Consider the following 18,624-nt stretch of genomic DNA (forward strand, 5'->3'; position numbering starts at 1 on the left):
CTATGTTAACACATAGGGGGCGGCCTTGTTGTAGATGATGCGCTGGCTCGGGACGAGCAGCGTGGTGAGGGCGTCGACCAGGGTCGATTTGCCTGAGCCGATGTCTCCGGTGAGGAGCCCGTTCAGTCCATCGAGCCGGAGCGTCCAGACGCGGCTGTCGAAGGTACCCCAGTTGAACACCTCGATCCGCTGCAGGCGGAAACCTGCGAGTCGGTCGTCGGAGATGAATCCCAGTTCAAGTGCTTCAGCCATCCGTTTCCTCCGTAGATTTTCGGCTGAGTTGGCGGTACTCGTCGAGTCGGTGGTCGAAATCGGCCAGCCACTGGGCATCGACAAAGGCTTTGATGATGCGCCGTACCTCAATCGTCTGTTTGTCGTTTCGCAGGCGCCGGATGAATCCAAGCTCGGCGATCTTGTTCAGGGATGCATCAACCTGGTCGATAAGCTTCACCTCATTGCTCCCTGCCGGGAGGAAGATACGGATCAGCTCGACCACCTCCTCGCGTGAGAGGATCAGGCGGGTGTCTCCCCCGCCAGCATCGGATTCGGCGAGTTTCTTGCGCAGGAGCGCGAGCAGGAGGCTGACCGGGTAGGAGAGCTGTCGCCGGGCCACCAGGCGCGGCATGGAGTCCTGACTCTCCTCTTCACCCGCCGCGCGGGACCTCAGGAAGGCATAGCCCTCTGCTTCGTCGAGTATCAGTTCGAGGCCGAGCACCGAAATGTAATCGCGTACGCCTGCCTGCATGTTCAGCAGCACGTTCCAGAGTGCAGTGTTCTCCTCCTCGTAGAGGACTCCTTTGAGCAGGGTGACCACCAGGGGTGAAAGCTCCCCGGGCGCTGTTGCCGGCCGCGGGGTTTGGGCGTCTATGGGAGTTGTCATTACTCGTTGCGTACAAAGATGATTCTTGGTAGTGTTGCCCGTCGCGTCAAGCCGTTTTCACCTTCCCATTCAATCCGCTCTTCAACCTCATCGTCTACTGCCGTAAGGGGGCACTCTCCGGCGATCTGGAGGTAGGTGACCAGCTCGGCCAGACCGTGTTGAAGGGGATGGAGGGCGATCACCTCGCCGAGGGCAATCTGTTTCCGTTCCTGAAGCGCCTTGCGGATGTTGCCCGTCAGTTCTGCGCGGTCGATGATTACCTGTGCGTAGAGGGCGGCAGTGTCGATTTCAGCGTCTCCCGCGTCAAGCGCAATGCCTTCGATTACCGGTTTGAAGGGCGGGCGGTACAGCGGTCGTTCAAGCGGCAGTTCGATCGAGGCGGAGGCATCGGCAATGGGCATGAAACTTCCTTCGGGCATCTGTCCATTGAGGCCGAGAGCCCTGCTTTCGATGTCGTGCAGGATATCCATGATACGGCGGTTTTCGAGCCACGCCTTGTCATCGAGAAACTTGCGCAACTGTCCGGAGAGGCGGGCTACAGTGCGCTGGGTGTGCTCGCCCGCTTCGAGCCAGTCGTAGTGCACCCGCTTCAGGCGGGCTTCGGGGCGCATCTCCACTACTGGCGGAAGGTTCAGCACCTCGTCGAGCAGGACGCTCAGTTCTTCCTGACGTGACTGCGACATCAAGAAGCCCCAGAAGGCCCGGAAGCTTTTGCCCTGGTCAGAGTCGGCAATGGCATCGCGCTGGCCCATGATCTCTTCAAGCAGCGCTCCCTTGCTTCCTTCCCAGAGAGCAATGCGCTCCCGCACCCGCCGGTCGAGCGTACGGAAATTCTGCTCCACCTCGCGGAAGTCGGTCAGCAGCTCGCGTGCCAGCTGCAGGAACTGCTGGAAGCGATCCTTGAGCGCCGTGTCATCAAGCAGGGAGATGTCCCCGGCATGAATGCGGGCAATCTCCGCATCAATCTCCTCGCGGCGCCGGTGCAGCTCGGCAATGCGCAGTTCCGGATCGGTCTGGCTGCCGGTGCTCATCTGGCGCAACAGCTCGAAGAGGGTCAGGAGGCGGGATTCGGTGCCGACGAAGGCGCGTTCGGAAAGGCTTTCCAGCCAGGCCAGAGCCTTTTCGGTGGCAGGGGTCACATCGTAATGAGGTTCGTCCTCTCCGACTGGATAGAACTTTCTCAACCACCCCTTGTCATTCTCCGCCCAATCGTTCAGATAGCTCTGTGCAGAGCCGGGATACGCTGTGTCTCCAAGCTGACGGCGAAGCGCGAAGAGCTCGTCTTCCAGCTGTTCTATAAGGTCGGCCTCTGAGATGGTGCGCACATTGGGCGCAATGAATGCCCGGTGCAGGAACGATGATACCAAAGGCGCATGCTGCGCCCGCAACAGGCGCCAGGCCGGATGGTTCTGGCGGAGCAGATCGAGGGTGGTATAGTCGAGAGCCATCAGCGCATCTCAAAGCTTTCCGTCAACAAAAAGCGTGAGTGTCGCCCTCCTTTTCCGGTGAAACTATGGATGAAGCGATATGGTGACGAATACATGAGGAAAAAGGGGACCCGGTTGCATATGCGCAATGGCGACCGCAACTGCAGCCGTTCATTCAAGAACAGCCTGACATATGCAGTCTACACTGTAGTATATAACTATTTTCCGGTTTGATTTTGAATCTTAAAGAGTCTTGCGTCAACAGCTTGAATCGTTGTTCAAAAGGACCGGTCGAAGTCTGCCGCAAGGAGGATTCGGGGAATATCTGCGGGAACTTGTATCCTTTGAACCAAGGGTTTCTGCCAGGTTAGAGCGGGGTAATCATTCCGGACTTGGGCGGTACCCTGATTCGGCCGTTATTCGATGTATTCTCCCCGGCGGGCCATTGCGTTGCTGCGGGCGCGGTGCAGGAGGGTTGTCTGTGCGGCCTCCCTCTGGGCATCCTCCCCGTTCCACTGTGCCATGGCTGTCTGCTGGATGGCGCGGGCGAAGGAGAAGGAGAGCGCCCAGGGCGCGGTCTGGCGATAGCGTTCGTTGATTGCGCTGAGGCGGGCTGAGGCCAGCTGGCCCGGCTGGCCTCCGGAGAGGAAGGCGATGACGGGAACGGCTGCGGGTACGGTGCGCAGCATGCAGCGCAGGGTGGCGTCAGCCTCCTCCATGATGGTATTCTGTATGGGGCAGCCGAGGGCGGGAAGCACCATGCTGGTTTTCAGTACCGTTCCCTCAAGCAGCACCCTCTGGCGGACAAGACTGCTGAATACCTCCCGGAGCACCACTTCAGTCACCTCTTCGCATTGATCCATCGTATGCGTCCCCTCCATCAGGACTTCCGGCTCTACTACGGGGACCAGCCCCGCCTCCTGCGCCAGCGCAGCATATCGTGCCAGAGCGTGCGCGTTGGCTTCGATGCACCCACGGGTGGGGATGCCCTCTCCGATGGTGATGACCGCCCGCCATTTGGCGAACCGTGCGCCCGCTTCGCGGTACTCTTCAAGCCGTTCGCGCAGTCCGTCAAGGCCTTCGGTGACCATTTCTCCCGGATGCAGTGCCATGGCTTTTGTTCGTTCGTCCACCTTGATGCCTGGAATGATGCCTGCCTCCCGGAGCACTTCGACGATGGGCTGTCCTGCTGAAGTCTTTTGCCGGATGGTTTCCTCAAAAAGGATTGCGCCCGAAATGAAGTCGCCTATGCCGGGGGTCGTGGCGATCAGTTCCCGCCACTGCCGCCGTTTTTCCTCAGTCTCCTCAATGCCCAGTATGGCGAAACGCCTGTTGCAGGTCGGCACGCTTTCATCCATCGCCAGAATGCCTTTGTCACCTGCAGCAAGCGCACGGGCGGTTTCCTTGAGTGTTTCGCTGTCCATGTTCGTTCTCCGTTGAAGGATTTCGGTTGCCTCTGGAGGGGGATGGGTCGAGTACAAACGCAATCGGCAGGACCTCCAAAAAGTTGCAGGCCTCCCGAGAGGGGCGCTTGCAGGAGAGGGGACGGTGCGCTATACTGACTTATATGCCCTCCAGAACCTTTCTGCCAGTATTGAGGGCTTTTCAGAAAAACAATGGTTGAGGAGTGATGAAGAAAGGACGAGAACGCAGCGGAATGTTCCTGGCATGGTCATTGGTTCTGCTGCTTGCATTGAGCGGTACCGTACCGGCGGCCTGGAGCGCACTCCATGCAGAGGGTCCCGCAGATCCCTCAAGCGCGTTCCGGCTTCGGGGAGAACTGCTTCGGGATGGCTCAGTCAGTCTCCGGTGGGAGATTGCTGAAGGCTACAAGCTCTACGGCGACCAGGTGCGCCTGGAGGTTGACAGTGGATCAGCCTCAATTATCCCTCCGGTTCTGCCTCCGGGAGAGCAGGCTCTGGATCCCCTTACCGGTGAGTCGTCGACCCTCTACCACGACTCCCTCCGCTTCACGGTGCAGGTGGCTGGTGCGGGAAGCCCGTTCGTTCTCAGGGTATGGCATCAGGGGTGTGCCGACGAGGGGGTCTGTTACCCTCCGGAGGCTACCCTGTTCCGCATTGATTCCGACTACCCGGGCCTGCTTCGGAATGAGGCCGGAAGTGCCGGGTTCGGGGTACTTCCCGCGTCCCCGTCTGCATCTTTTGAGCCGCCTTCCGACACTGCATCCTCACCCGTTCTGGCAACCCTCATGGAAGGGTCGCTGTGGAAGATCGGCGGGGTGTTTTTCGTGTTCGGCCTCCTGCTCTCCTTCACGCCCTGCATCCTGCCGATGCTGCCGATCCTCTCCTCCATCATCGCCGGTGAGGCTGCTCCTTCGCGCTCACGGGGTCTTCTGCTCGCTCTCGTCTACAGTGCCGGGATGGCTGTTGTCTATACGGGTATGGGCATTGCTGCCGGCCTTGCCGGTGAAGGGCTTGCCGGGTTCCTGCAGCAGCCGCCGGTGCTGCTGGGTTTTGCGATCCTGCTCATCCTGCTTTCGCTTTCCATGTTTGATGTCTACCAGCTGCAGATACCATCAGCCCTCCAGGAACGGCTCAACAGGGCGTCGGGTACTTTGAAAGGGGGGCGGTTCCCCGGTGTGTTCCTGATGGGGGCAATCTCGGCGCTCGTGATTGGTCCATGCGTCGCTGCACCGCTTGCCGGAACCCTCATCTTCATCAGTCAGACGGGGGATCTGCTGCTCGGCGGCCTGGCGCTCTTTTCGATGGCTGCGGGCATGAGTGTCCCGCTTCTTCTTCTCGGCCTGTCGGCAGGGTTCCTCCTGCCGCGTGCCGGTGGGTGGATGGTCGGTGTCAAATACCTGTTCGGCATCCTGCTCATCGCCGTTGCCATCAACCTGGTCTCTCCCGTTCTTCCTCCGCCGGCAGTCATGACAGCCTGGGCCATGCTTCTGGTACTTGCAGCCTATTTTCTTGGCGTTTTCCAGCGCTCCGGGGGGAATGCTTCTCCACTGAACCGTGCTGGAAGGGCAACCGGATTCTTATGCCTGCTTCTTGCCGCAGTCATGGTGTTCGGGGCGGCAAGGGGGGCCAGCAGCCCGCTTGATCTGTTGAGGGTGATGGCGGGTGGCTCGCTTGAGGTCCGCCAGCCGGTGCTGCAGTTCAAGATGATCAGCTCCGAGGCTGAGCTCGACCTTGAACTTCGTGATGCCGGCCGGCCCGTGATGCTTGATTTCTCGGCTGCATGGTGTGCCTCATGCAGGGAACTGGAGCATATCACGTTCCGCGATCCGGAGGTGGCAGCTGCGCTTGAAAGGATGCAGCTCCTCCGGGTCGACGTGACCGGCCATACGCCCGAAGACCGGCAGCTCATGAAGCGGTTTGGTGTGTTCGGTCCTCCCTCGCTGGTGTTTTTTGATTCGAAGGGCAAGGAGCTGCCGGATCTGCGTGTGGATGGGTTCATTGCTCCGGAGGATCTTCTGGAGCGGATCTCGAGGCCCTGAAAAGCAAAAAAGCCCCGGAGATGGTCCATGGGCCCTTCTGCCGGCCGGGAAGAGCCCAGCCTATATGAAAATGTTACGGGAAATTTCCCGATTACGCAAGCACTTTATTCATAATCGTTAACTTTTTTGGCTCCATTGCCCATCGGCGTGGCGGCTCTTCAGGAACGGATGTGCCTCAGCATTCATTTGCTTATTTTTGCAGAAGTCTGGTGTAATCTTATTAACTTGAACAACATTGAAAAACATATAACGATTTACGAAGTGGCAAGACAGCGCAACAGCAGGAACAGGAAAGCCAAGCCCTCAGCACAGCCCGCAGCAGAGAACAGGAAAAGAAGCAGACCGTCTCGCCAGCAGAGCGGGGAGCGGGTGAAACCCAACGACCATATTCTCATAAACGAGTTTCTTTTCATGCGGGGCGAAAGTTCGCTTGGCGCTGAAATAGTCAACTTTCTTTCCGAGCATGAAGGCCAGCGTTACCGCTCCGTGGAACTTGCCAAAGCCATGGGCTACGGCGAGTCCCGCCAGCTTCCAGGATTCTGGTATGTGTTGCACAAGATGCAGGATGAGGGGACGCTCGATAAGGATTCCAACCGCTGCTACGGCATGCCGGGCCCCGATGCCTCCTATGAAGATCATCTTCAGCACCAGAAGCCCTTCCCCATACCCGACAAAGAGCAGTACAAGGTCGACAGCACCTATACCGGCTTCATCACCACCCATCCCAACGGATACGGATTCGTGAAGGTCGAGGGGTTCGACGACGATGTCTTCATCAAGGCCGATGTCATGAACTCCGCCATCCACGGTGACGAGGTCGAGCTTACCGTCACCAAGGTCCCCAAGACATACAGCTCGCGTTCTACGCCCCACCAGCGCTGTGAGGGCATGGTCACGAAAATCATCCACCGCAAGGTCTCGACCATCGTCGGCACGCTTGTGCGCGGCAACCGCCGCTTTACCCTTAAGGCGGACGAACGGAAAATCCTGCCTGAAATCATCGTTTCAATCAAAAACGCCGCCAAAGCCAAGGATGGCCAGAAGGTCATGGTCGGCGAGCTCGATTTCAGCAAGGAGGGATCCATACAGGGAAAGGTGCTGGAGATTCTCGGCACAGCCGGTGACTCCGCTGTTGAAGTGAGCGCCATCGCACGCAGCAAGGGTATTGACGAAACCTTCGACAAGGAGATCGTAAAGGCGGCTTCAGCGATGAAGATGGGTGTCACTGACAAAGACCTGCAGGAGCGCCTTGACGTCCGCGATAAGGTTCTCTTCACCATCGATCCCGTTGATGCCAAGGACTTCGATGACGCCCTTTCGGTCGAACCTCTAGAAAACGGGCTCTGGAAAATCGGTGTACACATCGCCGACGTATCGCACTATGTGACCGAGGACTCTCCGCTCGATAAAGAGGCTCTGAAACGCGCCACTTCCGTCTATCTCGTCGACCGCGTCATTCCGATGCTGCCTTCCCGTCTTTCCGAAGATATCTGCAGCCTCAACCCCGGCGTCGACCGCATGGCCTTCTCCGTTTTCTTCACCATGACTGAAGATGGAAGGGTCCAGAAGCATGAGTTCCACAAGACCGTCATCCACAGCAAACGACGCTTTACCTACGAAGACGTCCAGGAGATTCTCAACAACAAGAAGGGCGACTACCTGATGGAGCTGCAGCTGCTTGAGAAAATCAGCGTGCTGCTGCGTGAAGAGCGATTCCGCCACGGAGGACTCGACTTTGAAACCGAGGAGGTCCGCTTCAAGCTCGGCAAGAAGGGTGAGCCGCTCGAGGTCATGAAGAAGGAGCGCCTCGGCAGCCACCGCCTGATTGAAGAGTTCATGCTGCTGGCCAACCGCAAGGTGGCAGAGTTTCTGACCAAGACGTTCAAGGAAGGCAAGAAGGTGCCGCAGCCGGTGATCTACCGTGTGCACGATTCGCCCCAGCAGGAGCGGGTCATCATCCTTTCGAACTTCGTCAAGAAGATCGGCTACGATCTCAAGATCAACAAGGGCAAGGACGGCCCGATCGTCTCTGCCAAGTCTCTGCGTGAGCTCCTTCAGAAGGTTCATGGCACCAATGTCGAGTTCCTCGTCAACGAGCTCGTACTGCGCTGTATGTCCAAAGCAGTCTATACCGGGGAGAACGACGGCCATTACGGCCTCGGTTTCGAGCACTATACCCACTTCACTTCGCCGATCAGGCGCTACCCTGACCTCATCGTGCACCGCCTGCTCTTTGAGTATGAGGCATTCCGGAAAAAGCGCCGCAAGATGCCCGAGGCGCGCATTGCCGAGCTGAAGCAGAAAATCGATACGGTCTGCCGCATTTCCAACGAGCGTGAAAAGGTTGCCGTCGAGGCTGAACGTGAATCCATCAAGCTGAAGCAGGTGGAGTATATGCAGAGCCACACAGGAAAGGTCTATCCGGGTGTCATCTCCGGAGCCACCGAGTACGGCATCTATGTCCGCATGGTCGATTTCGCCATTGAGGGCCTGGTGCACATGCGCAACCTTACCGACGATTACTATGAATTTGACGAGAAGTCATATTCGCTGGTGGGCAAGCGCCGCAAAAAGCGCCTCCAGATAGGCCAGAAGGTAATGGTGAAGGTGCACGAGGTCGACATGCAGCGCCGCACCATTGACCTGACGCTCAGCTAAGGTTCCTTCTGTTTTCGGATATAGCGCTCCACATCGAACTTCCGCCGGCATCCGGCAGCGTTCATATACCTGATCTTCCCGTATACCGGCCGTTCGAACCACGGCCGGTCATGCAGGCCTCCGATTGACCAGGCCACTCCTGCATACCCGTTCGGATCCCTTCCGTCAAGAGAGTAACGGTCGTTCAGCCATACTGCCGTTTCAAACGCCTCCCTCGGAGAGGGACTCCACTCCAGAATTTTTTTTGCCCAGTACATCCTCATGTATCCGTGGATTGATCCGGTATGAAGCAGTTCATGCTGTGCTGCGTTCCAAAGCGGGTCATGCGTCCTGCCCTCCTCGAATTCTCCCGGTGTATAGATGGCCTCTCTCGGGTCCGTGGCATGGCGGTCGAGACTTGCCTGTGCCCATAAGGGCAGCCCGTCGAACGAATCGTACCGGCTGTTGTATGCGCAGTAGTTGTCGGAAAGCTCACGGCGCACGATCAGCTCTTCAAGGAACGCAGCTGTTGACTCAACAGGACTTCGGCCGTTCAACACGCCGGTTGGGTGGATCCCTTCCGGACTTTGGCTGTTCAACATGCCGGTTGGGAGGCTCCCTTCTGGACTTCGGCTGTTCAACATGCCGGTTGGGAGGCTCCCTTCTGGACTTCGGCTGTTCAACATGCCGGTTGGGAGGCTCCCTTCTGGACTTCGGCTGTTCAACACGTTCATAACGCCCCTTGCTTCGAGCGCTACCGTACCGGCCCAGATATGCCCGAAATGCAGGTAGGGCGAAAGGCCTGAGGTCGCACCGGCATTCGGGTCGTTGCGTTGTTCCCCGTAGACATCGAGCCGTTCCCCGATAAAAGTTTCGAGATGCCGGAGGGCTGCTGATTCGCCGGGCTCCGGAGCCCGAACCGTGCCGGTAGGGCTTTCGACCTGCAGACGCGCCCTCATTCCCTCCCAGTCGGTCGGAGCCCACGCTTCGGATGATGGCATCCGCTCAACGGGTTCTAGCGGCATGAGGAATTCCCCGAGCAGGCGGCTGATTTTCGGCCGGAAGGTGCGGGCCGCATATTCCTGTTTTCCGGAGGCAGTAAGGCAGGGAACGATGTTGTGTGCATCGACTTCAATGAGGGGTACCGGGAGTACTGCCGCCACTTCCGCTTTCCACTGTCGGCTGATTCTGAGAGGGGAGTAGTCGGTGATGACGCATCCGCCGCCAATGGACTCACTGAAGCGAACAATCTCTCCTGCCGGTTTTCCCTCCAGCAACACGAAACCGATCCCCAGATTGCGAAGGCGGTGCTCAACTTCCATAAGCCCTTTCAGCATGAAGTCATACTGGCGGAGGGTGGCTCCGATGAAAGACCCGGAGAGGGTGAAGACAACGATGAGGGGTGCTCCTGTCGCCATTGCACAATCCTGAGCATAGAGCAGCGCACGGTTCTGCTCCACCCGCTGATCTCGAGACATCCAGTATATGACGGGTCCCGATATTCCGGGTGCCGAGTTCAGCACCGAGATGCAGCGTGGATCGATCATGCCGTTCCCTCTTCTGTGAATCCTGCGATGTCGAGAAAGTTGCCAAGGAGGCGGAGTCCTATAGTTCGGTACTCATTCTGCATGGCATCAAACTCACCGAGCAGACGTTCCCGGCCAATTGCATTGAGGTCGGGGTCGATCTCCGTCCATCTGTCGAGCGTGCCGCGGGTCATCTCGAAATGGCATTGCAGTCCATAGGCGTGCTTTCCCGCTTTTACCGCCTGATGGCGGCATTGGTGGCTGGTTCCGAGCAGGACGGTACCCGTTGCCGGCTCCACCGTCTCGCCGTGTAGCTGGAACACCCTGAACCGTTCCCCGAGCCCCTTGAACAGGGGATCGCCGCGTCCCTCTTCGCTCACCTCCATCTGGTAGGGATTTCCGGCGGGATCGAAAAAACCTGTCTCTTTTTCATGGCAGGGAAGTACCGTGCCGCCAGCAGCATGAACGAGTGCCTGCATGCCGAGGCAGATGCCGAGATAGGGGATATCTCTCTCGAGAGCCCTTTTGATCTGCTTGATTTCATTCCGCATTGCGGGCGTTGGGTCGTTGACGCTCTGCGGTCCTCCGAGTACCACGAGAGCCCGGTAGCTGAGTGGATCGGGGAACGGGTCGCCGCGGGAAAGGTCGGCAAGATCGGCATCAATCCGGCGGTCGATGAGCAGGCCTTCAAGCAGGCCCGGACCTTCGTGCGTGATGTTTTTTACGATGAGGAGTCGCTCTTGCATACGGGGTGGTTTATCGGTTCCATCACAGGGAAGCCCCGTTTCTGCGGGGCTTCTCAGTTGTTTGGTATGCTCTGAACAGTGTCCGCCCGAGAGTCCGGTTTTCGTCGGGTGCTCACGGGTGGCGCCAGGGAAAACTTTTAGGGCTTCGCGGGGTTGAAGGGGTTTGCACCAGGAGCGCTCTTTGGTGCAGCAGCAGGAGCCGCAGGCTTTGCGGTGGCAGGTTTACCCAACGAACCGATGGCGTCAGCGGCGCCCTTGAAGACGTCCATGCCGGTATTGATGGTTGCGGTCAGTGCTGTTGCGCAGAGGTTCACGCCGGATTCAGCGACCGAAAGGACCGATGCGGCACCGTTGGCGACACCATCTGCAACATTCTGGATGGGTGCGCCTACTGCATTGAAGAGATCCGAAAAAACACCGTTGCTGTTAGCCATGTCTGTATGGGTTTGTTGGATTGATGAAAGCCGTTGCGTAACATCACTGATTGCGACCCCTTTTTGGGAGTGCGGTTGCCTGTTGCGCCGGTATAAGGGAGAATATAACACTAAAAACCTCCGAACTCCATGCATGATGAACTCCTGCAGCTCGAACCCCGGGCGCTTTGGCGCAATTTTCATTCACTGAGCCGGACGCCGCGGCCATCCGGGCACGAAGAGGCTGTGCGTCAGCTTGTGGCCGGGTTCGGGCGCACACTCGGTCTTGAGACCCTGGAAGACAACGCCGGCAACCTCATCATCCGCAAGTCCGCTACACCCGGCATGGAGGCTCGTCCGGGGGTAGTGCTCCAAGCCCATCTCGACATGGTGCCTCAGAAGGACGCCTGCTGTAACCACGACTTTATAAACGATCCGATCGAGGCATATGTCGATGGAGACCGGGTACGTGCACGCGGTACCACCCTCGGGGCTGATAACGGAATCGGCGTGGCTGCGGCAATGGCTGTGCTCGAATCCTCCACAATCGTGCACGGGCCCCTTGAAGCCCTTTTCACCGCAAACGAGGAGGCTGGCATGACGGGTGCTCTCGGTCTGAAGCCGGGAGTGCTGACGGGCGACATCCTTCTCAACCTTGACTCTGAAAACGAGGGAGAGCTTTTCATCGGTTGCGCTGGCGGGCTTGATGCCACAATCGATTTCGACTTCCCTCAGGAACCGCTTCCTTCCGGCAGCTGTGCATTCGAGGTGCGGGTCAAGGGACTCAGCGGAGGACACAGCGGGATGGACATCAATCTCGGCCGTGCAAATGCAAACCGGGTTCTCGCCGCACTTCTCCTTGATGGAGGCGAGGCGCACGGCATGCGGCTCGCTTCGTTTGAAGGTGGCAGTCTCCGCAATGCCATTCCGAGGGAGGCTTCTGCAGTCGTGACGGTTCCGGGTGCAGGTGCCGGGAGGTTTCGTGCTATGCTCTCGGGTCTCGTCGGGGACATACATGCACAGCTTGCGGCTGCAGATCCCGGGTGTACAATCGATATCATCCCAAAGGACGTGCCGTCTTCAGTGATAGAGATGGATGCCGCCGGCCGCTTCCTGAGGGGGCTCTCTAACTGCCCGAACGGCGTCATCCGGATGAGCACCGACATGGAAGAACTTGTTGAAAGCTCCAGCAACCTCGCCATTGTCCGCACCAGCCCCGGCCATGCCACCATAGAATGCCTGCTGCGCAGTTCGACGGACGGCGGCATGGCGGAGCTCAAGGATGCATTTACCAGCATATTCCGACCAGCCGTAGCAACAGTCGTCTTCAGCGGCGGTTATCCCGGGTGGAAACCAGATCCGGCATCCCCGGCCCTTAGGCGCATGCAGAATGCATACCGTAGCCTGTACGGCAGAGAGCCCGGGGTCAGTGCCGTACACGCAGGACTTGAATGCGGTATCATCGGCGCCCTCTGCCCCGGACTCGATATGGTCTCATTCGGTCCGACCATTCGCCACCCCCACTCTCCGGGCGAGTATGTCGTCGTCTCTTCAGTAGGAAGATTCTGGGACTTTCTCGTCCGGGTGCTCGCCGAAATCTGAAGCCTGAAATTCAGACCTGCCGCTTCGGGACAAGGGCGGTTGTAACGCCGTCCATCACCCTGCTGAATGTCTTCAGCATGCTGAGCGACAATTCAACGGACGCCCTGCTGAGCGGCACAAGCAGGGCCAGAACCGCTTTGAGCCCGCCAGCCATCATTTCAACCTGCAACTGTCCGAGACGGGCCGTTGCATCCACGAGGCTGCTGGTTGCGCCCCGTGCCTGTACTGTCGTTTCGTCTGCCATGTTCATCATCGTTTTATCGTTGTTGTAGTCATGCACACAAACCTCCCTGATTATGACAAGGAGATGAAAACGACAATGCTTTTTCTTGCGAATTAGTTTTCAGCTCAGTCATCCTTGGCGAACTCAACCATTTTCTCAACCCTGATTTTTCCAACTGGATTGGTGTTACGGGCTACCGGGTCAAAACCGCTTTGTCACATCGGTGAACATCTTCTTTTTGTGTGCATGCTCGAAACCCGTACCTTACCCCTTGCAGTTCCAGATGCCCCTGAACTATTCAACAGATGTAACAATGAGTGAACAACTGACCTTCAGAGAAGCAATGGGCCCAGTAAGCGGGGACGGCAACATCGACTGTTCCGCGAGAGGGTTGACCTCGCTTGAAGGAGCCCCGCAGGAGGTCCGCTGGGACTTCAATTGTTCCGGAAACAGGCTTGAATCGCTTGAAGGCGGTCCCGTTGGTGCCTACATCAACATCGACTGTTCAGATAACCTGCTCGGCACCCTCATCGGCGCTCCGCCGATAGTCGGTGCGTTCAACTGCTCCGGCAACCAGCTTACAACCCTTCAGGGCGGACCCATGGAAGTGGCTGCCGATTTCGATTGTTCCGACAACATGCTCGACTCTCTTGATGGTGGTCCGGCGTTTGTCGGCGGGAATTACTCCTGTGCGGGTAACGAGCTTACCTCTCTGGTCGGAGCCCCTGCCGAGGTCGGCGATTTCGACTGTTCCGCCAACCGCCTCATGTCTCTGGCAGGATGCCCCGATGTGGTCAATGGCGATTTCATCTGCGGCGATAACGATGAACTCTTTACTGAAGAGGATGTCCGTGAGGCCTGCGAAGTAAGGGGAAATGTCATAAACGGGATATAGGGGGACGCGGGCTGTCGTTGCCCTATATCCCCGGGCGTATCCCTCACATGCTTGTCATGGTTTCAGGTGCGCAGTCCGGTGAACGGCGCTATCGAAACATGCTCCAGCAGGAGTTCCATGAGTTCACGTGTGGCTTTGATGTCCGCGAGCGCATCATGTGCTTTCTCAAGCCGTACCCCGAGATGGTCGCAGACCGCCTGCAGCTTATGGTTAGGGAGCGACAACCGGCCCATGTACTCCATGATGTTCAGGATTGGCTGGGGGTCAAGGGATCTCCAGTTGATGAAGGAGCCGAGGCCATACTGGTCGTAGCGGCGGAACATCCGGCTCAGAAAATCAAGGTCGAACCGGACATTGTAACCTGCAGGGTAGAACTTGTCATTTCTTTCGAAACGGGAGACATGTCGCGAAAGAAATCCATCGATGGCCTTATAAGCTTCCGCATGCGGGGTGAAGGATGCTATCTGTTCCCGGCTGAAACCGCTTACCGCAAGCGCTTCATCTTCAATCATCGCCCCATCGTGCGGCTGCATCTTGATTTCAAAGGACTCCGCCACCACCCCGTCTATTTCCGCCAGACCGGCAAACTGAATGATTCCGTGGCGGTCCGGATCTATTCCTGTTGTTTCAAGGTCGAACCATAACACCTTTTTCATGAATAAGCTCCGTTTGGGTGGCGGGAAGTGCCTGGGGTAAATTACAATTATTATTCATTACCGGCGGTGGCCGGAAGGGGATTGATGCTGATTTCCCTGCAGTTCGTCCCCCTCACCTCTTCATGCAGACAGCTTTTTCAATCAGCACATATGCCGATGCGGTGAGTTCCTGAAGGTCGGGCATCCTGAGGGGCAGGTACCGCCTGGTGGCTGACTCATTGTCGACGACTCTTTGCAGCACATTGCCCCTCACCATGTTTTCGAGTGTGGTTTCGATTGCAATTTCCATTTCCGTGCGGCTGCCCTTCGGGATGCCGGAGATGGATTTCCCATAGGCTGCAAGGTGCATCCGGTCAGCCTGCAGAACGATTTCTGTGAGGCACCGGCTGTCCAGAAGGGGATCGCCGGCAGCAGCGAGAAGGATGACATGCAGGATCGTTTCGAGCCCGCATGGTGCATCGCCGTATCCCTGTGCGCTGTCGGATACCCTGAAAAATGCATTCTCGTCACTCTCCCGAACCGGTCGGCGTTCTTCGACCAGCGTTCCGAGGGAGATGCCGAGTGCTTCGGCGAATTTCGCCAGTTCCCTGAAGCGTATCTCCTGACTGCCCGATTCGATTTTAGTGACGGCGGTCCTCGGAATTGCTATCCGTCTGGCGAGTTCCTCCTGAGAAAGTCCCCTTTGGCAGCGGAGTTCTTTGATCCTCTGTCCGATGTTTTCCTCTGTCATTTGCATTAGTATACAAATAGTTCTACTATAGAACAAGTGCAGTTCGTCTTGAGCACTACGCTTATCTGCCGCATTTCATGCGGCTTGATAATGCAGGGTGCGGGCTTATACCGGCAATATACAAGAAACCGGGCGGAGGACGCTCATGGTTGCGCTGCTTGCAGAAAGAGAGAGAGCCATCTTCAACACAGGAGAAATCATATGAAAAAGGGCTATACGCATATCACGGTCATTCTTGACCGTTCGGGTTCAATGGGAAGCATCCGTGATGACACCATCGGTGGACTGAACGCGTTTGTCGAGCGTCAGAAGCTGGGGCCGGGGGAGGCCACCCTTACGCTTGTGCAGTTCGATTCGGGGGATTCCTACGAAGTGGTCCGGCAGTTCATGCCGATCGGCGAGGTGGCGGCGCTGAATCCTGAAACCTATGTCCCGAGGGGCATGACCCCGCTGCTTGATGCGCTTGGCCGGGGGATCAATGACATAGAGGCCAGCATTGCGAGACTTGAAGAAAACCATCGGCCCGAAGCGGTCGTTGTTGCCCTCATCACTGATGGCCAGGAAAACTCCAGCACAATGTTCACGAAGCAGCAGGTGGAGAAGATGGTCAGCATGAAGTCGGCTGAAGGGTGGTCGTTCATTTTCCTCAGCGCTGATCTTTCGGCCATCGAGGACGCTCAGCAACTGGGGTTCGGTCAAGATGCCACCGCATCATTCCTCAAAAGCCCGGAAGGTGTGGCCTGCTGCATGGAGATGCTGTCGGGCAGGGTAAGCGAGATGCGCACAACTCCGGGTGATGCTTGAAACTGTCCTTCTGATTGCATCGGATGCAAATGTTTTCAGGAGAGCCTGAGTATCCTCGGAAGTGCTATATTTGCTCTGATGTGCAGCTGTGATTGGCGGTGCATGCATTTTTATGCAATACAGACAGGAGAGAGAGACTTATGGAGTTGACAGGGAAACTGGTTTCGGTTTTGCCGGAACAGACCGGGAATGGAAAAAACGGGGTATGGCGAAAACAGGACGTGGTGATTGAGACCGAGGGCAAGTTCCCGAAAAAGATATGCGTCTCCATATGGGGAGACAAGGCTGACCGCTCGATTTTGCAGCCGGGAAATCAGCTCAAGGTTTCTTTCGACCTTGAAAGCCGCGAGTTCAATGGCCGGTGGTATACCGATGTGAAGGCTTGGAAAGTAGAGGCTGCCGGTGGCGGCAAGAGCGGCGGTGAACGCTTTGCACCCGCAGAGAACGTGTATGATTCGGGTCCTTCATCGTATGATGACGGCGATATGCCCTTCTAAGTAACCTTTAAACGGAGGCTGTTGCCATGGCCATGCATGTGGAAATCAGGGATGGGAAACTCTGTATCGAGATCGATCTTGAGAAACCTACGCCGTCTTCTTCCGGCAAGACACTCGTGGTGGCAAGCACCAGGGGAAATGCGGTGACGGAGGTGAAAGTGGATGGAAAACCCTTGACCATCGGACTGAACGCCTACATCCCCCGTAAGGGATAAAGCTGCGCCCCCTTAAGGCGGACGACGGGGGGCGCTTATCCTTCCTTGCCGAACAGCTTTTTCAGCCAGGCGAACGGGGGCTTTTTCGGCGCTTTTTTTATCGGGAGCCCGGCGCGTTCCCAGTATGCGATGCCGTACTGCATATTGATCACCCGTTTGTGGCCGTGCTCTGCCAGCATTCTGGCAGCAATGATGCTGCGGCTGCCGCTGTGGCAGACCATGATGATGTTCCTGTTTGCGGGTATTTCCGTCATGTAGCTTGAAAAATGGCTCATAGGGGCCAGCATCACATCCGACACATCAAAAGACTTCCTCGCAACTTCATGCGGCTCACGGACGTCGACAATGAGCGCGCCCTTTTTAGTCATGTCGAATGCGGTGGCGGGGTTTACTTCTTTGACCTTGGCCATATATGCTTATATGCTTGTTTAATGATTTTGGCGTGGGATAATACGAAAATCACGGGAAGAAGCACAGGGGGAAAGTGATGAATCAGGTCGATGGGTCGGAAATAACGGAAAAAGCCCCCTCGATGGGGGCTTTTCTGTCTGCGGAGAGGGAGGGATTATAATATAACGCCTAAAATATAATATCATATGAACTTAATAAACAAAAAAAGCAAAGATACCACCACAAATACCACCAAAATATTTTTCATCCAGTTATCGACTGGAGATCTACATCTACCAGTCAATCGGGCAACAGAACTCGTTGGTAGGCAGCAAAGTCTTCAACAGAAAAGCAGCAGAAGACAATCTCATTCATAGTCAAGGCTGTAATATCTGCACGGATGGCGTGAATCAGTGGGTGGTGCATTGCAAAAAAGAAAATGTCTCAGGCGGCCCGAAAGCAGCTCGCTCGCTGAACTGTACAATCAAACAAATACCTGCAGGTCCAGTCATGAGAATACGGCCGCGAACGGGCCAAGGAATCTTCTCTCGGGCGACCAGTCTGCAACAGCGAACACCACATCTGAAAAGTGCCCTGCGAAATCCGCTTCCAATGCATGGCGGAAATCAAGGGCCGTGCGATACGGGTCATTTGCGAATGCCCCACAGCCCCATGCGCCCAGCACAAGAGCTTCGTAACCATACGCAGAAGCAACCGCAAGGATACGATGTATGCGTTTCTGCAAGAGGTCACCAGACTCCGGCTGGCCAATTGACAGGGCGTATGGTGCGGCAGAAGTAAGGAAGCTCAGACTCCACGGTTCATCAAGTTCGGTTCCACTATCTGTACGAAAAACCGGGACATCCGGGGAGTAGATCACCCAATCGCTGGAATCCGGTCGGGAGCGCTTCCGGTGATATTCGTACATGGGATCGTCGACCAGTGTCGCATACAGGGCACTTGAACGGCAGAGGACCTCTTCCTGTGCACGCGCCCCACTGAGGAACCCGCCGCCAGGGTAAACGCCGTTCGCAAAATTGAGCGCAAGCGGGCGATGCCCTTCTTGAACGAGGCGAATGGATGCATGAAGCGTTGTATTGTTGCAGACCTGAACGCGTGTTTCTGATAGCAGCGTACCTCTGGAGATTTCAAGTTTTGCGTCAGGAGGGATGCTCTGTGTCAATGACTGGGCGGTTGAAACTGCATTGTTCCAATTGACCTTTCGCCCATTGCTATCGAGGTAAAAGCCACGGTTCGCGGCTTCGACCGCTGATCGCCCCAACTCTGTCGCCTTATAACGGGGAATATCCAGATCCTGACGGCAGGATGTTGCCATCTCGGGTGAATCCAAACAGTCGAGTATTCTCAGCGCGGGCAGGGTATCGCTCATTGTAATTTCTCCATAAAATTCTTGCAACGGATCAAACCTCTCGGTGGAAATACGTTGGTCATCATGCCTGATTTTCCGCCTATCGTTTAAATGATTATTGGTGCAGAACTCGAGGTAACATGGTCAGTTT

At 56.8% G+C, this 18,624-nt stretch carries 18 protein-coding genes and 1 pseudogene; 7 read left to right on the top strand and 12 right to left on the bottom strand.

The features are described 5' to 3' along the window. Nucleotides 1-18: 18 nt before the first annotated feature. The 4 genes and pseudogenes from A3K90_RS05110 to A3K90_RS05125 all read right to left on the bottom strand — a co-directional run. Nucleotides 19-252: pseudogene (locus A3K90_RS05110) on the bottom strand (ATP-binding protein); the annotation flags it as partial. Beyond that, nucleotides 245-880: a DUF4194 domain-containing protein gene (locus tag A3K90_RS05115; RefSeq protein WP_303681485.1), complete on the bottom strand. Its 636-nt coding sequence runs from the start codon at nt 878-880 to the stop codon at nt 245-247. The gene A3K90_RS05115 and the pseudogene A3K90_RS05110, both read right to left, overlap by 8 nt. After that, a complete protein-coding gene (locus A3K90_RS05120) occupies nt 880-2,328 on the bottom strand; it encodes a DUF3375 domain-containing protein (protein WP_303681487.1) in 1,449 nt (482 codons plus the stop codon). Before A3K90_RS05120 ends, A3K90_RS05115 begins: the two co-directional genes overlap by 1 nt. 395 nt (nt 2,329-2,723) lie before the next feature. Continuing rightward, a complete protein-coding gene (locus A3K90_RS05125) occupies nt 2,724-3,731 on the bottom strand; it encodes a class I fructose-bisphosphate aldolase (RefSeq protein WP_303681488.1) in 1,008 nt (335 codons plus the stop codon). 206 nt (nt 3,732-3,937) lie between these two features. Here A3K90_RS05125 and dsbD point away from each other — a divergent pair, with 206 nt between their 5' ends. Beyond that, entirely contained in the window at nt 3,938-5,770 is a 1,833-nt protein-coding gene (gene dsbD, locus A3K90_RS05130) for a protein-disulfide reductase DsbD (protein WP_303681489.1), read from the top strand. Between the two features lie 261 nt (nt 5,771-6,031). Next, nucleotides 6,032-8,428 (top strand): ribonuclease R, encoded by a 2,397-nt coding sequence (rnr, locus tag A3K90_RS05135; RefSeq protein WP_303681490.1) that lies wholly within the window; start codon nt 6,032-6,034, stop codon nt 8,426-8,428. Here rnr and A3K90_RS05140 read toward each other — a convergent pair. The 3 genes from A3K90_RS05140 to A3K90_RS05150 form a co-directional block, all read right to left on the bottom strand. Continuing rightward, nucleotides 8,425-9,954, bottom strand: a complete 1,530-nt coding sequence (locus A3K90_RS05140) for a deoxyribodipyrimidine photo-lyase (protein WP_303681491.1) — start codon at nt 9,952-9,954, stop codon at nt 8,425-8,427. The two genes, rnr and A3K90_RS05140, sit on opposite strands and share 4 nt — an antisense overlap. Continuing rightward, nucleotides 9,951-10,679, bottom strand: coding sequence for a type 1 glutamine amidotransferase (locus A3K90_RS05145; protein ID WP_303681492.1), 729 nt, complete (start codon nt 10,677-10,679; stop codon nt 9,951-9,953). The genes A3K90_RS05140 and A3K90_RS05145 overlap by 4 nt, the downstream gene beginning before the upstream one ends. A gap of 137 nt (nt 10,680-10,816) precedes the next feature. Further along, nucleotides 10,817-11,113 (bottom strand): hypothetical protein, encoded by a 297-nt coding sequence (locus A3K90_RS05150; RefSeq protein ID WP_303681493.1) that lies wholly within the window; start codon nt 11,111-11,113, stop codon nt 10,817-10,819. A gap of 129 nt (nt 11,114-11,242) precedes the next feature. On the opposite strand from A3K90_RS05150, the gene A3K90_RS05155 reads away from it, so the two are divergent. Beyond that, nucleotides 11,243-12,694 carry an aminoacyl-histidine dipeptidase gene (locus A3K90_RS05155; protein ID WP_303681494.1) on the top strand — a complete coding sequence of 484 codons (1,452 nt, stop codon included), beginning with the start codon at nt 11,243-11,245 and terminating at the stop codon, nt 12,692-12,694. A 10-nt stretch (nt 12,695-12,704) separates the two neighbouring features. Here the strand turns inward: A3K90_RS05155 and A3K90_RS05160 are convergent, their stop codons facing one another. Next, nucleotides 12,705-12,974 (bottom strand): hypothetical protein, encoded by a 270-nt coding sequence (locus A3K90_RS05160; RefSeq protein WP_303681496.1) that lies wholly within the window; start codon nt 12,972-12,974, stop codon nt 12,705-12,707. Nucleotides 12,975-13,230: 256 nt separating this feature from the next. Here A3K90_RS05160 and A3K90_RS05165 point away from each other — a divergent pair, with 256 nt between their 5' ends. Beyond that, on the top strand, nt 13,231-13,812 hold the full coding sequence (locus A3K90_RS05165; RefSeq protein ID WP_303681497.1) for a hypothetical protein: 582 nt from the start codon (nt 13,231-13,233) through the stop codon (nt 13,810-13,812). Nucleotides 13,813-13,874: 62 nt separating this feature from the next. Here A3K90_RS05165 and A3K90_RS05170 read toward each other — a convergent pair whose 3' ends face one another. Beyond that, nucleotides 13,875-14,468 carry a 3'-5' exonuclease gene (locus A3K90_RS05170; protein ID WP_303681499.1) on the bottom strand — a complete coding sequence of 198 codons (594 nt, stop codon included), beginning with the start codon at nt 14,466-14,468 and terminating at the stop codon, nt 13,875-13,877. A 112-nt stretch (nt 14,469-14,580) separates the two neighbouring features. Further along, nucleotides 14,581-15,198 (bottom strand): helix-turn-helix domain-containing protein, encoded by a 618-nt coding sequence (locus A3K90_RS05175; RefSeq protein WP_303681500.1) that lies wholly within the window; start codon nt 15,196-15,198, stop codon nt 14,581-14,583. Nucleotides 15,199-15,399: 201 nt separating this feature from the next. On the opposite strand from A3K90_RS05175, the gene A3K90_RS05180 reads away from it, so the two are divergent. The 3 genes from A3K90_RS05180 to A3K90_RS05190 all read left to right on the top strand — a co-directional run bounded on the left by A3K90_RS05180 (nt 15,400) and on the right by A3K90_RS05190 (nt 16,714). Further along, the gene (locus tag A3K90_RS05180; RefSeq protein ID WP_303681502.1) at nt 15,400-16,002 is read left to right on the top strand and encodes a vWA domain-containing protein; all 603 of its coding nucleotides are present in this window, start codon (nt 15,400-15,402) and stop codon (nt 16,000-16,002) included. A gap of 140 nt (nt 16,003-16,142) precedes the next feature. Next, complete coding sequence (locus A3K90_RS05185; protein WP_303681503.1) at nt 16,143-16,499, top strand: DUF3127 domain-containing protein; 357 nt, start codon at nt 16,143-16,145, stop codon at nt 16,497-16,499. A gap of 26 nt (nt 16,500-16,525) precedes the next feature. Continuing rightward, nucleotides 16,526-16,714 carry a hypothetical protein gene (locus A3K90_RS05190; RefSeq protein ID WP_011357291.1) on the top strand — a complete coding sequence of 63 codons (189 nt, stop codon included), beginning with the start codon at nt 16,526-16,528 and terminating at the stop codon, nt 16,712-16,714. Between the two features lie 35 nt (nt 16,715-16,749). On the opposite strand, the gene A3K90_RS05195 is transcribed toward A3K90_RS05190, so the two are convergent. After that, nucleotides 16,750-17,124, bottom strand: a complete 375-nt coding sequence (locus A3K90_RS05195; RefSeq protein WP_303681504.1) for a rhodanese-like domain-containing protein — start codon at nt 17,122-17,124, stop codon at nt 16,750-16,752. Nucleotides 17,125-17,612: 488 nt separating this feature from the next. Continuing rightward, complete coding sequence (locus A3K90_RS05200) at nt 17,613-18,494, bottom strand: TIGR02452 family protein (RefSeq protein ID WP_303681505.1); 882 nt, start codon at nt 18,492-18,494, stop codon at nt 17,613-17,615. Nucleotides 18,495-18,624 lie beyond the last annotated feature (130 nt).

Source organism: Pelodictyon luteolum (genome assembly GCF_001622165.1).
In the GTDB taxonomy this organism is placed as follows: Bacteria; Bacteroidota; Chlorobiia; order Chlorobiales; family Chlorobiaceae; genus Chlorobium; species Chlorobium luteolum_B.